The organism is Glycomyces rhizosphaerae, from assembly GCF_042647865.1.
Lineage (GTDB): Bacteria > Actinomycetota > Actinomycetes > Mycobacteriales > Micromonosporaceae > Glycomyces > Glycomyces rhizosphaerae.
The window spans coordinates 165,442-180,165 of record NZ_JBHRWO010000012.1 but is presented as its reverse complement, the minus strand read 5'-3'; the positions used below and the strand labels follow the sequence as shown (position 1 = coordinate 180,165).

The window sequence follows — 14,724 nt, the reverse complement described above, 5'->3', positions numbered from 1 at the left end:
CGCCGCCGGTGCTGCCTAGCCCTCGGCCATGTTCTTCTCGAATTCGACCTGGGACTTCTCGATCAGATCGTCGACGGTGATCTGGTCGTCCATCATCTCGATCCGGCTCTGGCGGAAGAAGGTCTGGAACGTGCTGTGGTTCGGGTTGGTGGGCGAGTTCTCGTACCAGGAGAGCTTCGGGTTCTCCAGGAGTCCGAAGTAGTCTGCGGCGCCGGGGATGGTGTCGTTGCGCTTGACCTCGGCGGCCTGCTTGATGTTCGGGGAGACGACGCCCGTGGCCTCCATGAGGTTGCAGGCGTCGACGGAGTAGAAGTACTCCAGGAACTCGACGGCGGCCTCGTATTCGGCGCCGTCTTCCTGGGCCTGCTTGGAGATCGCGATGCCTGAGGCGGTGTCGCCGTTGACGGAGTTCTTGAGCACGTGGAGGGTGCCGTCGTCGGCGGGGATGATGAAGAGCCCGGCGTTGAACTCGGGGTCGACCTTGGCGATGTCGTTGAGGCGCCCGAGGCCGGCCGAAGAGGTGGCCATGATCGCCTGGCCGTTGACGAGGAGCGTGGAGGTCTGGGCGTCCTGGGTGGACTGCCATCCCTCGAGGGCGTACTCGTCGGTGATGGTCTTCAAGCGCTCCATCGGGTCCTGCAGGTCCGCGATCGCGGCGTCGCCCGCCTCGACCGCGTTCCAGAAGCCGCCGGCCTCGCTGTACTGGGCGAAGGTCGGGGCGGCGAGAGGCTTCCAGATCTGGTCGGAGGGCCAGATCTCGGCGGCGGCCATGGCGAGCGGCACGTCGCCGTTGGCCTTGATCGCGTCCATGAGGGCGATGAATTCGGCGTAGGTGGTGGGCACGGCGAGGCCGTTCGCCTCGAAGTAGTCCTTGTCGTAGACGATGTTGAAGCCGATCTCGCCGTTGAGCGCGGTGCTCGGGACGATGTAGACCTCACCGTCCTCGGACGGGGCGTACACCTCGTCGTTGAGCAGTGAGGTGACGCTCTCGGGGATGGGCGCGATCTTGCCGGCCTCCATGTAGGTGAGGGTGTCGCGCATGTCGACCAGCGCGGGCCACTTGCCGGTGGCGTCGACGGTCTTCAGCGCCGTCGCGTAGTCGGCGCCGGCGGGCAGGGGCTCGGGCTCGACCACCACGTTGTCGCTCTGGGCGTTGAACGCCTCGGTGACCGCGGCGACGACCTCGTTCCAGGTGGCGTCGCCGGTGGCGTACAGGAACCGGATCAGGGTCTTGCCTTCACCGCCGCCGCCGGCCGAGGGTCCGCACGCGGCGAGCGCGGGCGCCGCCACCGCGGCGGCCGCTCCGGCCTTGACGATCGCGCGGCGCGAGAGGTGCAGTTCGGGCAACGCCGTGCGGGCCGCGGCCCGCTCCGTCCCAGTGCTCATGGGTTCTCCTTCAGGGGGTGAGCGAGTGGCTCGCTCTCATAGAAACCGGATTCTGTGAGACTAGGTGAGCGCTGTCACGAGCGCAAGCCGAGTTTGCCGAATCGTTACACGCGGAGGTCGAAACAGTTGCTGTTGATGACGAACATGCAGGTGAATGCACTCATCTCGAAGGCTTGTCGCCGGCCGGGGGTTCGGGTTCGACAAATCCACCAGGCTCCCTTAGAGTAGAAATCGATTTCTATACGAACCGTTCGGAGGACTCTTCTCGTGGCCGATCTCCCCAAGGCGCTGTTCGCGATGAACCCCGTGTTCCTGCCGCAGTTGTTCCCCGAGCCGCTCCTGCGCCGACTCGGTGCGGTGGTCGACATCGACCCCGCGACGGTGATCGAGCGCTTCGACGGGCCGGAGATCGACGAAGCTCTGGCTGCGGTCGATGTGATCGTCTCCGGTTGGGGCTCACCGAAACTCGACGAAGGTGTCCTGGAGCGCGCGCCGAGGCTGCGGGCGGTGCTCCACGCGGCCGGGTCGGTCAAGGGCCACACCAGCGATGCCGTGTGGGCGCGCGGCATCGCCGTGTCGTCGGCGGCGGGGGCGAACGCGCTGCCGGTCGCCGAGTACACGCTCGCGGCGATCCTCTTGGCGGGCAAGGGCATCTTCAACCTCCGCGAGCGCTTCCGGGCCGACCGGTCGTTCGAGCTCGGCCTCATCCACCCCGAGGTGGGCAACTTCGGCATCAGCGTCGGCGTCATCGGGGCTTCGGCGATCGGGCGACGGGTCATCGAACTGCTGCGGCTCTTCGACTTCGAGATCCTGCTGGCCGATCCGTACGTGGCCCCGGAGGAGGCCGCGGCGCTCGGCGCCCGGCTCGTCGATCTCGACCACCTGGTCTCGCAGGCCAACGTGGTGAGCGTCCACGCTCCCGACCTCGCGGCGACCCGCCACCTGATCAACGCCGAGCGCCTCGCCGCGATGAAGGACGGCACCGTCGTCGTCAACACCTCTCGCGGCCGCCTCGTCGACACCGATGCGCTCATCAGTGAACTGCGCACCGGGCGCCTCTCGGCCGTCCTCGACGTCACCCACCCCGAACCGCCGCCGCACGACTCGCCCCTGTTCGACCTGCCCAACGTCTTCATGACGCCGCACGTGGCGGGCTCGCAGGGCAACGAACTCGCCCGGATGGGGCTGTACATGGTGGAGGAGGCCGAGCGCTTGGCCGCCGGCCTGCCGCTGCTGCACCGCGTCGACCCCGAACTCCTCGGGAGGCGGGCGTGACCGTTCCCGCTTGAACTAGCCTTGGGAACGATGGATACGAAAGGGGCACCAGGTGCGAGAGACCTCAGGCGGCGGTAGACGACCCACGGTCAAGGACGTCGCCGCCCACGCCGGGGTGTCGGCGCCCACGGTCTCGCGCGTGCTCGCCGGGAACTACCCGGTCGCCCCCGCCACGCGCGCGAAAGTGCTGCGGGCCATGAAAGAGCTCGACTACGTGGTCAACGCGCACGCCCGCGGCCTCGCGGGAGCGACGACCAAGACGATCGCCTTCGTCGTGGACGACGTGACCGGTCCCTTCTACGCCTACATCGCCCGCGGCGTCGAGCAGCAGGCCGCTTCTGAAGGGCGGCTGTGCCTGCTGTGCACCACCCACGGGGACCCCGAGCGCGAGTTCGCCGTCGTCGAGCTCATGCGCGAGCAGCGCGCCGAGGCCGTCATCCTCGTCGGCGGCGCCTGGGACAACGAGGTCTACACCGAGCGCATGGCCTACTTCGCGAAGGCGCTCGACAAGTCCGGCTCGCACCTCGTCCTGTGCGGCCGGCCGTCGCTGGGCGAGGGCGTTCCGGCGCTGGTGGTCCAGTACGACAACGTGGGCGGCTCTTACGCGATGACCGCGCACCTGCTCTCGGCCGGCCACCGCAAGATCTGCTACCTAGGCCGGGAAGTCGGTCTCTCCACTTCAGACGAACGCATCGAAGGGTTCCGCCGGGCCCACACCGAGCACGGCGTCGACCTCGACGAATCGCTCATCCTGCCCGGCAGGTTCCAGATCGACAGCGGCTACGAGCTCACCAAGCGGCTCCTGGCCGAACGCCAGGACGTGACCGCGATCTTCGCGGGCACCGACATGGTCGCCATCGGCGTGCTGAAGGCCTTGCGAGAGAAGGGCGTCCGCGTCCCCGAGGACATGTCCGTGGTCGGATTCGACGACATCCCGATCGCCGCCGAACTCACCCCGGCGCTCACCACCGTGCACGTCCCCCACGAGCAGCTCGGCCGCGAAGCCGTCCGCCTGGCGCTGCGCAAGAGCGAGGGCTCGGCGAACGACCGCGTCGTCCTCGGCACCCACATCGTCGTCCGCGACTCGGCCGCTCCCCCGCGCCGTCAGCGGTCGTAGGCGAGCCGGGCCTGGCGCGGCACCCGACCGAAGTCGCCGCGCTGGAAGTCCTGGAAGGCCTGCTGGATCTCGGTGCGGCTGTTCATGACGAACGGACCGCCGAACGCGACCGGCTCGTGCAGCGGGGTGCCGCTGTAGACCAGCACGCGCGCCCGTTCGTCGCCGTCGGGCGCGGCCAGGTGCAGCGTCGTCGAGCCGGCGCCGGGCACGGGTTCGGACCAGCCGGTCTGACCCGCCTCCAGCAAACTGCCGCCGACGAGGACGCGGCCGCTCACGACGTGCGCGAACAGGCGGTGCTCGGCGGGCACCGCGAGCCCGTAGGACGCGAGCGGATCGAGCTGGGCCAGCACGCCCTGCACGGGCTGGTGCGTGTCGGCCCCGCCGGTGACGCCGTCGACGGTGCCCGCGTGCACGTCGAGCACGACGCCGGGGGCGCGGACCTGCCGCATCGCGTCGCGGGTGAGGTCCTGGTAGCGCGAGTCGGTCATCTTCTTGGCGCGCGGCAGGTTGAGCCACAGCTGGAAGGTGTGGGCGTGCTCGTCGCGATAGGCGAGCTCGCGGTGGACGATGCCCTTCCCGGCGGTCATCCACTGCACCTCGCCGGGCTCGAGGGCCCCGGCGTTGCCGAGGTTGTCGCCGTGTTCGAGGACGCCGTCGACCACGAGGGTCACGGTCTCCAGGCCGCGGTGCGGGTGCCATTCGAAACCGGGGCTGGAGAACCAGTCCTCGGCCATGATCAGGAACGGGTCGGTCAGGGCCGGATCGTTCGGCGCGAACGCCAGCGCCTTGTCGTCGACCTGGGAGTCCGGGCCGAGCAACTGCCTGGTCTCCACCCGGTTCAGGGTCCGCTGCCGCGCGTTCTCGAGTTCCACGGTCCGCACTCCGATCACTGGTGTTCGATCTGGTACCCCAAACGTACTTGACACTTCATCTTGCAGGTCCGGCTCGCTCATCCCAGGTCGGGTGCGGCTTCGGGGAGTGGGCTCGCGTCTTCGGGACGCGGGCAGTCGAGGATGAGGGCGAGGAAGGACTGGTCTCGCTCCTGGCGCTGCGCAAGAGCGAGGGCTCGTCGAACGACCGGGTCGTCCTCGGCACCCACATCGTCGTCCGCGGCTCGACCGCTCCCCAGCGCCGCCGCTAACCACCGCACCGGGCTCCCATGGGCCGGTGGTGCACCAGGTCAAAGATGGCAGCGACGAGGAGGTGGACGGGTGGGGCCGGATCTCGGGTGGCGGGCCGGTTTCGATTGGGGCGCAGCGGTTCTGGTCGTGGCGGGCGCGGAACATGAAACCTTTCGCACCTTGTGGGTGTTGCCGCCCGACCTCGCATCGCGGATAATTGAAAGTACGCACAAGGATGCGAAATCCGAACATAGTAGACGCAGAGTCCGGTGGAAAGCAGACTAAGACATAAGCCTCTGGCCGGATACTCCGTCGACCACGTAGAAGCACCAGTCGCCCGCGCTGCAGAAGCGTAGAGATCCGACCGCTTCCATGCTTGTGCCATTGCCCCCGTCGAGGTCCCGAAGGTGGATAAGCCGACTTGCGGCGAGATGACCGGCCGACAATCACAGGCCGGACATACCAAAGCACCCACAACAACGAAGGAGACGACACCCCACCGCGAGACGGCCCACAGGAACGGGCCGACTCCAAGCAAGGCACGGCAAAACCGAAGCTCGAACCTGGATGCTGGAAGGAGGTGAAAGACCATGTCCATAAATATGACTGACACGACGATGCCCGATGCTCGACGGCGCGAACGAACCCGCGCGGCCGAGCAGACGACACCGACCGGCACCGCCACGGCGAGCAGGGCTGCCCTCAGCGCGGCGATCGGCACCAGTATGTGCACGGCGGCCATCGCTGACGCCACGAACACTTGGACCAGCTTCGACCGCGCCGACGCCAACTGGCAGCGGCCCAACCGAAGCACGGCCGAGCAGGCCGAGCCGACCGGCACCGCCCAGCCAGCCAGACGGCGGCATCGACCGACCCGGCCACGAGCACACGACCCAGGACCCGATCCGACATCGCCATCGCCATCGCCATCGCCATCGCTGACTGCTTGTAGCGCAAGCAGAACGAGATCGAGGGCGTCGGTGACCGTAACCGCGCAGGCGGCTGAGCAGCGACATCGACCAGCCCGGCCCCGGCCACACGACCCCGGCCGGGATTCAGCCTCGCCGTCGCTGGCCGCGTGCAGTGCAAGCAAAGCAAGACTGACGGGCGTGAACGACCGACACTGCGCGGTCGACTCGGCCGCCACATCTCCCAACCACGACCAGGCCCAGGACTCCCCGGTCAGCCCCCGCCACGCTGTCGCTGACGGGTTGAACACCGTCCGAATCCCGGCCCGGTCCCGGCCGCGCGCCCTCGGTTCCCGCCTCGCGGTCGTTGACGGGTTGAAGCCGCGCGGGCGGCACACCTTCGGGAAGCTGGTGTTGCGCGTGCTAGCCGATGGCGTCGACGATGTGCTCGGCGATGGCCATCGAGGAGGTGGCGGCGGGCGAGGGCGCGTTGCGGACGGCGGTGACCGGGCCGAGTCGGTGGATGCGGAAGTCGTCGACCAGGGAGCCGTCCCGGTCGAGGGCCTGGGCTCGTACGCCGGCGCCATCGGGTTCGACGTCCTCGATGCCGATCTCGGGCATGTAGCGTTGCGCGGCTTTCATATAGGCGCGCTTGGAGAGTGACCCGTACACCTCTTTGGCCCCCATGCGCCAGTGCCGCGCGGCCATCCTCCAGGCGCCGGGCCAGGCGGCGAGGCGGCCGAGGTGGGCCGGGCTGAGGTCGCGCCAGCGGTAGCCCTCGGAGGCGAGGGCGAGGACGGCGTTGGGGCCGATCTCGACGCCGCCGCCGGTGCGGCGCGTGAAGTGGACGCCGAGGAAGGGGTAGCCGGGTTCGGGGACTGGGTAGATCAGGCCGCGCAGCAGGTCGGCCTTGGCGTTCTTGACGCGCAGGTACTCGCCGCGGAAGGGGACGATGCGAGGGCCGGGCTCGTCGCCGGCGAGTGCCGCGACGCGGTCGGCCTGGAGCCCGGCGCAGAGGATGAGCCGGTCGACGGTGACCCGTTCGTCGCCGGAGGAGACGCGCACGCGTGCGCCTTCGGGTTCGATCCGTTCGACCGGGAAGCCAAGGCGCACTTCGCCTCCGGCGGCCGTCAGTTCGTCGGCGAAGGCGCGAGCGACGGCGGCGTAGTCGGTGATGGCGCTGCCTGGGGAGTGGATCGCGCCGAGCCCGGTCGCGTGCGGCTCGATGTCGCGGAGCTCCTCGGGGCCGACCCGGCGGATGCCGGGGACGCCGTTGGCGACGGCTCGCTCGTGGAGTGCGTCCAGGCGCGGGATCTCGATGTCGCGCAGGGCGATGACGAGCTTCCCGCATTCGACATAGGGCAGGTCGTGTTCGGCGCAGTACTCCTTGAGGAGGGCGACCCCGCGGGTGCACAGGCGCGCTTTGAGGCTGCCCGGTGGGTAGTAGATCCCGGCGTGGACGACCCCGGAGTTGTGGCCGGTCTGGTGGGCCGCGACGTGGTCTTCCTTCTCGAAGACCACGACCCGGACCCCGGGGCGGCGACGGGTCAGTTCGCGGGCGACGGCCAGGCCCACGATCCCGGCCCCGACCACGCCGAGTACCTCGTCTGCCATTGCGGACCTCCTTTTGTCGCTTGCTAACTCGTGACGGCCGAGAGGATGAGCAGGCCCGCGCCCACGCCCGAGAGGACGAGGGTCGCGAGTTCGAACTGCCGCTGGTTCACCCGGTGCACCACCGCGCGGCCGACGAGCGCGCCGACCGCGACGGCCGGGACGAGCAGGACGGCCATGAGGAGCGTGTGCCAGGAGATGAGGCCGAGGCCAACGCTGAACGGGACCTTGAACAGGTTGACCGCGAAGAAGAACCACGCCATCGTGCCGAGGAACCGCAGCTTCGGGAAGCCCGAGAGCATCAGGTACAGGACCATGACCGGTCCCGCCGCGTTGGCCATCATCGTGGTCGCGCCCGCCGCGACGCCCGCGCCGGCGGCGGCGCTTCGCCGGGCGAGGCCGCTGGGCGGCTTCGGCTCCACCGCCTTGGGCCGCAGCCGGTTCCACACCTGGATCGCGAGCATCGCCAGGAGGATGGCGCCGATGAGCAGCCGCATGAACGTGTCGTCGACGAACCAGAGCACGACCGCGCCGAGCACGGTGCCGACGATGACCCAGGGGGCCAGGCGGGCGAGCACCCGCCATTCGACGTGCCGCGAGTAGAAGCGGATCGCGAAGAGGTCGGCGAGGATCAGGACCGGCAGCAGCGCCCCGGTGGACTCCCTGGCGGGGAGCACCGTGGCGAACAGCAGGATCGGCAGGGACCCCATGCCGCTGAAGCCCGTCTTGGCGATGCCGACGAGCGCCGCCGCGAGGGCCAGCATGGCCCAGGCGGCGGCATCGGCTGGCAGCTCGCTCACAGGCGCAGGCGCCCGTCGACGCGCTGCGGGACGCCGGCGTCGTCGTGGAGTTCGGGCGGCAGCACGGCGTGCGGCGCGTTCTGCCAGACCATCGGGCGCAGGAAGCGGCGGATCGCGGTGGCGCCCACCGAGGTGTGGAGGGTGTTCGTGGAGGGCCACGGGCCGCCGTGGTGCTGGGCCCAGGAGACGAGCACGCCGGTCGGGAACTGGTCGAACACCAGGCGGCCGGCCAGCGGCCGCACCAGTGCGACGAGCGCTTCGAGGTCCGGGTCGTCGGCCGCCGCGTGGAGGGTGGCGGTCAGGGAGGCGGGCAGGGCGGCGAACGCGCGGCGCAGCTCCCCGGCATCGCGGTAGCGGACGGCGATCGCGCTGGGGCCGAAGCATTCCTCGGCGACCGCGGGGGTGAAGTCGGCGGCGTCCACTTCGAGCAGTCGGGACGTGCCGAAGCGTCCTTCGTTCGGCGCGGCGGCGCCGGTGGCGAGCACTTTCACGCCCGGCGCGTCGGTGAAGGCTGCGGTGATGTCGCGATAGGACTCCGCGATCCGGGCGTTCAGCAGCGGGTGGGCCGCCGTCTCACCGATGAGCGACGCGGCCTCCTGGAGGAGCCGGTCGCCTTCGGCGCCTTCGGGAACGAAGACGATGCCGGGTTTGGTGCAGAGCTGCCCGCCCGACGCGGTGACCGAGGCGACGAGGCCGCTCGCGATCGCCTCGGGCCGTTCGGCGGCGGCTGCCGGGGTGACGACGAGGGGGTTGACGCTCGCGAGTTCGCCGTAGAACGGGATCGGCTCGTCGCGGCCGTTGATGATGTCCAGCAGGGCCCGGCCGCCCGAGAGCGACCCGGTGAAGCCGACGGCCTTGATCGCCGGGTCGGCGACGAGGGCCGCTCCGGCCTCGGTGCCGAAGACGATGCCGACCGTGCCCTCCGGCGCGTCGACGTCGGCGCACGCTTCGGCAAGGGCCGCAAAGGACAGCTGCGAAAGCCCGAGGTGGGAGTCGTGCGCCTTGACGACGACCGGGCATCCGGCCGCCAGCGCGGAGACGGTGTCGCCGCCGGGGACGGAGAAGGCCAGCGGGAAGTTGGAGGCGCCGAAGACGGCGACGGGGCCGATTGGAATCAGGAGTCGGCGCAGGTCGGGGCCGGGGCCCATGGGGGTGTCGGCGGCGTGGTCGATCGTCGCTTCGAGGTACCCGCCTTCTTCGATGACGCCGGCGAAGAATTCGGCCTGGTAGGCGGTTCGGGTCAGTTCGGCGTTGAGGCGGGCTTCGGGGAGTCCCGTTTCCCGTTGGCCGAGAGCGACGATGGCTTCGCGGCTCGCTTCGAGCCGGGACGCGATGGCGCGGAGCAGGCGGGCGCGGAACTCGCGACCGCGTCGGTCGAGTTCGGGTGCGGCCGCGGCGGCTGCGGCGGCAACGCGGGCGACCTCTGCGGCGGGTGTCCGGGCGACCTGGACGACGGTGTCGCCGGTGCGCGGGTCGGTGCTGGCGAGGAGGTCGGTCATATTGGGCTCCTTAGTTTCCGGCGAGTTCGTGGTGGGTTCGCGGTGGTGGAGAGGCGAGGCGGTGGCCTACAGGTGCGATGCGCTCGTCGCCGAGTCCCTTGCTGGCGTGCTTCATCGGCCGTTCGGCTCGAAGGCGGCGGTCAGTGCTGTTGCGGTTTCGTCCGGTCGCTGTAGCCGAGTCGGTGCGATATGGCGGCGGCGGTCTCGGCCACGAGCGGGCCGAACGGGTCGCGCGCGGCGTCCATGCGGGCCGTGGGCCCGGCGATGCTGATGGCCGCCGTGACCGCGCCGCTCTGGTCGAACACGGGCGCGCCGAAGCAGGTGCTGCCCGCGTCGAACTCGCCGTGCTCCTCGGCCCAGCCGCGCAGCCGCGCCTCGCCCACCGCTTCCCGCAGCAGGTCCCGGTCGGTGACCGTGGACTTGGTGAAGATCTGCATCGGGAGCCGTGCCACGGTCTCCTCGCAGCGCTCGGGCGAGAGCCCGGCCAGGTAGGCCTTGCCGACGGAGGTGGCGTGCAGGGGCCGGCGGGCGCCCAGTTCGGACCGGACGTGGACGGCCTGGTGGCCGATCTCCCTGAAGACGAACACCATCTCGTCGCCGCTGTGCACGCCGAGGCTCACGGTCTCGCCGGTGCGGTGCGCGAGTTCGCGCAGGATCGGCGGGGCCACCGCGAGCACGTCCATGTTCTGCACGGCCGCCATCGCCATCCGCGCGGCGGCCGGGCCGAGCCGCCACTGGCCGTCCGAGAGCGTCAGGTACTCGGCTGCTTCCAGGCGTTCGACGAGGCGGTACACCGCGCTGCGGCTCACGCCGACGGCTTCGACGAGTTCGGCCGTCGTGGCCTTGCCGCGCATGGTGAGGACCTCGAGGATCTCCAGGGCCCTGTCCAGTGCGCCCTTGGGGGCCGCCTCCTCGCGCGCCATGACTGTGTCCTTCTAGGTCTGTTGCGGCGCACGAAGGTGCGGGTGCGCCGGGTGGCCACCAGGTTAGCGGGGTTCGCGCCCTCCGGCGGGCGGGGTCCTTTCGGGGTGTCACACGTCCGATCCGAACCGCTCGGCGTCGGAGGTCCAGGCGCGCGCCTGGTCGCTGAGGCTGAAGCCCAGGCCGGGGCGGGCCGGGACGATCATGCGGCCGTCGGCGATGTCGAGGCGTTCGTTGAACAGCGGTTCCAGCCATTCGAAGTGCTCGACCCACGGGTCGTGCTCGTAGGCGGCGGCGAGGTGCAGGTGGATCTCCATCGCGAAGTGGGGCGCCATGCGCACGCGGGCGTGCTCGCCGAGCGACATGATCTTGAGGAACGGCGTGATGCCGCCGACGCGGGGCGCGTCGGGCTGGATGAAGTCGACGCTGCGGTGCCAGATGAGCTCGGCGTGCTCGGCGACGCTGGTGAGCATCTCGCCGGTGGCGATGGGGGTGGCGAGCTCGCGGGCGAGGTCGGCGTGGCCCTCGGCGTCGTAGGCGTCGAGGGGCTCCTCGATCCAGGTGAGTTCGAACTCTTCGAGCTTGCGTCCCATGCGGATCGCGGTGCTGCGGTTCCACTGCTGGTTGGCGTCGACCATGAGCGGGAAGTCCTCGCCCAGGTGCTCGCGGATCGCCGCGACGCGGCGCAGGTCGATGCGGGTGTCGGGCTGGCCGACCTTGACCTTGATGCCGCCGATGCCGCGTTCGATCGCCGCGCTGGAGTTCTCCAGGACCTCTTCGATCGAGGAGGAGAGGAAGCCGCCGGAGGTGTTGTAGCAGGCCACGGAGTCGCGGTGCGCGCCGAGGAGCTTCGCCAGCGGCAGGCCCGCGCGCTTGGCCTTGAGGTCCCACAGCGCGATGTCGAACGCGGCGATGGCCTGTGTGGACAGACCGCTGCGTCCCACCGAGGCCCCGGCCCAGACCAGTTTGGTCCAGATCCGCTGGATGTCGTTGGGGTCCTCGCCGATCAGGTCGGGCGCGATCTCGCGGGCGTGCGCGTACTGGCCTTTGCCGCCGGCGCGCTTGGAGTAGCTGTAGCCGACGCCTTCGAAGCCCGCCTCGGTGGTGATCTCCGCGAACAGGAACGCGATCTCGGTCATCGGCTTCTGGCGTCCGGTGAGCACTTTCGCGTCGCTGATGGAGGTCTTGAGCGGGAGGATCGCGTGCGAGATCCGCACGGAGGCGATCCGGTCGACGCTCGCCTCGCCGCGTTGCAGCGCGCTGAAGTGGCGTTCGTTGACGGCGCTGGTCTCTGTGGCGCTGGTGCGGTCGAGGAAGGTGGGTTCACTGGTCATGGCGGCTCGCTTTCCTACGCTGGAAAGTCCCATTCATTGGGAATTCATATCGGTGAATGGGACGTGTCGAGCTTAGGTCAGGCCGCGAACCGACGCAAGAGGTTCGACCCGAACCCTCGGGGGCAGAAGCACTGAGCCGGACGCGGATGCCCGCCGCCGGAAGCCCGCTCGCGCTTATAGCCCCTCGTTCGCGTGGACGCATCATGCAGGGCCCCAGGTGGAACTGTCGGATTGCCGACTCGCGCGCTCCAGAATGGCCGAATTGACGCACCTGCCTGGAAACATGTGCGGATGGCAACGAGTACACCCCGCGCCGGTAACGGCGAGCCCTCCGATGGCCCCCACTCGCAGCAGTACGCCCGTTCCGACCGCCCGCGCCTCATCCTGGTCACCGGCACCGCGATCGACGACCAGACCCTCCGCAATCTGCTGCACACCCGGGACTTCGCCGCCGTCATTCCTTTGGGCGCCAACGAGACACACGCGAGCAGCAGCGTCTGGGAGCGATTCGCCGACCGCCCCGAGCTCGTCCCCCACACGCCGTTCAAGCTCCTCTCGCTCATGCTCGAAGCCAGGCGCAACAACCTCAAGGCGACCGACGACGACGCACTGGCCTACGAGGCGCTCGCCCTCGCCCGCGACAAGCCGAGCCGCTTCCTCAACAGCCTCAACAAGGGCTCACAGGACGACGCCGGGATCGGCGTGGGCCCGCTCCAATTCCCGCTCAAGGCCCTCGCGATCCCGCTGCGCTGGATCGTCTTCGGTGCGGCCCGCAGCCGCCTGCTGAAACTCACCACGGTCGACGGTCAGTGGGACCTCAAGTCCGCCCGCCAAGCGGCGCAACAGCTCCCAGAGGACGGAGCGGCCTCGAACCGCATCGCCGAGCGCGCCCGCAGCGAGCTCGCGAGCATCTACCGCCGGTCCTTCATCGCCGACTGCGCCGTCGGCGGCATCGAACTCGTCTTCGCCGGCATCGCCGACGGCGACGAGGCGTACGAACTCGCCGCCGCCCTCAAGGCCGAGAGCCGCCGGGCGCGCGGCCAGCTCCACTACTACGAGCACCACGACCCCGGCCAGAGCGTCCGCACCGGCGAACTCGTCGGCCTGCTCCGCGAACTGCGCACCGGACCGTCCAAATTCGCTGAATGGCACCACTTCGGAGCGACCGGCCTACCGGATGCCGAGAAGCCGCTGCCCACGGAGAAGTCCCGGGTCCGCGCGGCAATGTCGTGGACGGCCGCATCACTGGTCCTCGTCCTGCTGATCACGCTCGCAGTGCTCTGGAACAGGGGCACCTTCGAGCAGGACCCCTGCGGCGAGCCGTTCGAGCGCGACGAGGCCGGCGGCGAGTGCCTGCGGCTCAGCGAAGGCGCGAACTGCGTCAACCCGGAGCTCATACCGGCATGCCAGGCCATCGCCCGCCAGAACGAGGCCATCGGCGCGGACGAGGACTACTTCACCATCGCCGTGGCGCTCTCGATGACCTTCGAAGGCGACGACGCGAACTCCCCCGCCGACATCGCCAACCAGATCCAGGGCGCGGCCGCCGCACAGGCCCTGATCAACGAGAGCCAGTCGCCGAAGGTGCGGTTGCTCCTGACGGACCTGGGGTCGAGCAACTCTGAATGGGACGAAGCGGCGGAGGCGCTGCTGGAGCGCCGCACCGAGGAGAACCTGATCGCCGTCGCCGGGCTCAGCGCCAGCTACGAGGCCACGAAGCTGTTCATCGACCGGATGAATCGCGAGGGCCTGGTCGTCATGGGATCGACCATCACCGGCGACAACATGCTGACCGGGAGCGAGGAGACGAACTCGGCGTTCCGGATGGGGCCCACCAACACTCAGGAGGCGGTGGCGCTGGCTTCGTTCGTGCGCGAGCACGGGGACCTGTGCTCGGTCTTCAATGTGAGCGACACGGACCGGAGTTACGACTACGCGATCACGCTGAACGAGGCCTTCCAGGCGCAGCAGGCAGCGGAGGGCTGCACCGACTCCCCGCGGCCGTTCACATACAACGGCTCGAACATCTCAGAAGTGAACCCGTCGCTGTTCAACGAGACGGTGGCGGCGATGTGCGAAGAGGTGCAACAGGATTCGTACCTGTTCTTCGCAGGGCTCTCGCGGTTCGCGCTGCCGTCGCTGATCCGCAGCCTCACACTCCGCAAGGGACCGTGCCTGGAGCACCGGATCACGATCGTCACCGGGGACAACGCCTCGTCAGTGCCGCGCGACCGCTCCCTGGTGGCCGACCTGCGGGCCGCCAATGTGGAGCTGTACTACATCGGACTGGCCCACCCGGACCAGTGGGATGAGGCCGGGCCGGAGCACCAGTCCTCGGCGGAGCAGATGAAGAGCGCCGAAGACCAGCTGCTGCACCAGTTCGGAACGGACGCGAACCTCGCGAACGGGCAGGCGCTGATGTCCTACGAGGCGTTCCGGTTGACGGCGATCGTCGCCCAAGGCCAGGGGCCGACGGTCACGGCCGATTCGCTCGCGGACGAGCTGCGGGACTTCAGCGGGATCACGGCCACCGGGCCGATCGAATTCGACGGCCAGGGCAATCCGGTCAGCAAGACCATGACCATGCTGGCGGCCAGGACCGACGTTGAAGATCCGGTCGAAGTGATCGCGCTGATCACCTCATAACGCGGTACCCGAGCCGCGGCCGACGCCGAACGCGTCGGCCGCGGCTTTCCATTTCCCGTTCCGGCGCTTGACGATCGCAGCCGCGCCGCCGGACGAGGCACGACGA

11 protein-coding genes are annotated in these 14,724 nt (G+C 69.5%); 4 read left to right on the top strand and 7 right to left on the bottom strand.

Going from position 1 to position 14,724, the window contains the following annotated elements; all coding sequences use genetic code 11:
* Positions 1 to 15: 15 nt before the first annotated feature.
* Positions 16 to 1,386 carry an ABC transporter substrate-binding protein gene (locus ACFO8M_RS15180; protein ID WP_387976947.1) on the bottom strand — a complete coding sequence of 457 codons (1,371 nt, stop codon included), beginning with the start codon at positions 1,384 to 1,386 and terminating at the stop codon, positions 16 to 18.
* Between the two features lie 267 nt (positions 1,387 to 1,653).
* Between ACFO8M_RS15180 and ACFO8M_RS15175 the strand changes: the two genes are divergently transcribed.
* Both ACFO8M_RS15175 and ACFO8M_RS15170 read left to right on the top strand, forming a co-directional pair.
* Positions 1,654 to 2,661, top strand: a complete 1,008-nt coding sequence (locus tag ACFO8M_RS15175) for a hydroxyacid dehydrogenase (protein WP_387976944.1) — start codon at positions 1,654 to 1,656, stop codon at positions 2,659 to 2,661.
* Between the two features lie 52 nt (positions 2,662 to 2,713).
* Positions 2,714 to 3,778, top strand: a complete 1,065-nt coding sequence (locus ACFO8M_RS15170; protein WP_387976941.1) for a LacI family DNA-binding transcriptional regulator — start codon at positions 2,714 to 2,716, stop codon at positions 3,776 to 3,778.
* Here ACFO8M_RS15170 and ACFO8M_RS15165 read toward each other — a convergent pair.
* Positions 3,766 to 4,650: a pirin family protein gene (locus ACFO8M_RS15165; protein ID WP_387976938.1), complete on the bottom strand. Its 885-nt coding sequence runs from the start codon at positions 4,648 to 4,650 to the stop codon at positions 3,766 to 3,768. The genes ACFO8M_RS15170 and ACFO8M_RS15165 overlap by 13 nt on opposite strands.
* A gap of 47 nt (positions 4,651 to 4,697) precedes the next feature.
* Between ACFO8M_RS15165 and ACFO8M_RS15160 the strand changes: the two genes are divergently transcribed.
* Positions 4,698 to 4,919: a hypothetical protein gene (locus ACFO8M_RS15160; protein WP_387976935.1), complete on the top strand. Its 222-nt coding sequence runs from the start codon at positions 4,698 to 4,700 to the stop codon at positions 4,917 to 4,919.
* 1,311 nt (positions 4,920 to 6,230) lie between these two features.
* On the opposite strand, the gene lhgO is transcribed toward ACFO8M_RS15160, so the two are convergent.
* The 5 genes from lhgO to ACFO8M_RS15135 all read right to left on the bottom strand — a co-directional run bounded on the left by lhgO (position 6,231) and on the right by ACFO8M_RS15135 (position 11,972).
* A complete protein-coding gene (gene lhgO, locus ACFO8M_RS15155; RefSeq protein ID WP_387976932.1) occupies positions 6,231 to 7,421 on the bottom strand; it encodes an L-2-hydroxyglutarate oxidase in 1,191 nt (396 codons plus the stop codon).
* A 23-nt stretch (positions 7,422 to 7,444) separates the two neighbouring features.
* Positions 7,445 to 8,218 carry a sulfite exporter TauE/SafE family protein gene (locus ACFO8M_RS15150; RefSeq protein WP_387976929.1) on the bottom strand — a complete coding sequence of 258 codons (774 nt, stop codon included), beginning with the start codon at positions 8,216 to 8,218 and terminating at the stop codon, positions 7,445 to 7,447.
* The gene (locus tag ACFO8M_RS15145) at positions 8,215 to 9,717 is read right to left on the bottom strand and encodes an aldehyde dehydrogenase (NADP(+)) (protein WP_387976926.1); all 1,503 of its coding nucleotides are present in this window, start codon (positions 9,715 to 9,717) and stop codon (positions 8,215 to 8,217) included. The genes ACFO8M_RS15150 and ACFO8M_RS15145 overlap by 4 nt, the downstream gene beginning before the upstream one ends.
* Positions 9,718 to 9,857: 140 nt before the next feature.
* Positions 9,858 to 10,640, bottom strand: coding sequence for an IclR family transcriptional regulator (locus tag ACFO8M_RS15140; RefSeq protein WP_387976922.1), 783 nt, complete (start codon positions 10,638 to 10,640; stop codon positions 9,858 to 9,860).
* A 108-nt stretch (positions 10,641 to 10,748) separates the two neighbouring features.
* Positions 10,749 to 11,972: an L-talarate/galactarate dehydratase gene (locus ACFO8M_RS15135; protein ID WP_387976919.1), complete on the bottom strand. Its 1,224-nt coding sequence runs from the start codon at positions 11,970 to 11,972 to the stop codon at positions 10,749 to 10,751.
* A gap of 291 nt (positions 11,973 to 12,263) precedes the next feature.
* Between ACFO8M_RS15135 and ACFO8M_RS15130 the strand changes: the two genes are divergently transcribed.
* Positions 12,264 to 14,618 carry an ABC transporter substrate-binding protein gene (locus ACFO8M_RS15130; protein ID WP_387976916.1) on the top strand — a complete coding sequence of 785 codons (2,355 nt, stop codon included), beginning with the start codon at positions 12,264 to 12,266 and terminating at the stop codon, positions 14,616 to 14,618.
* The last annotated feature ends 106 nt before the right edge of the window (positions 14,619 to 14,724 follow it).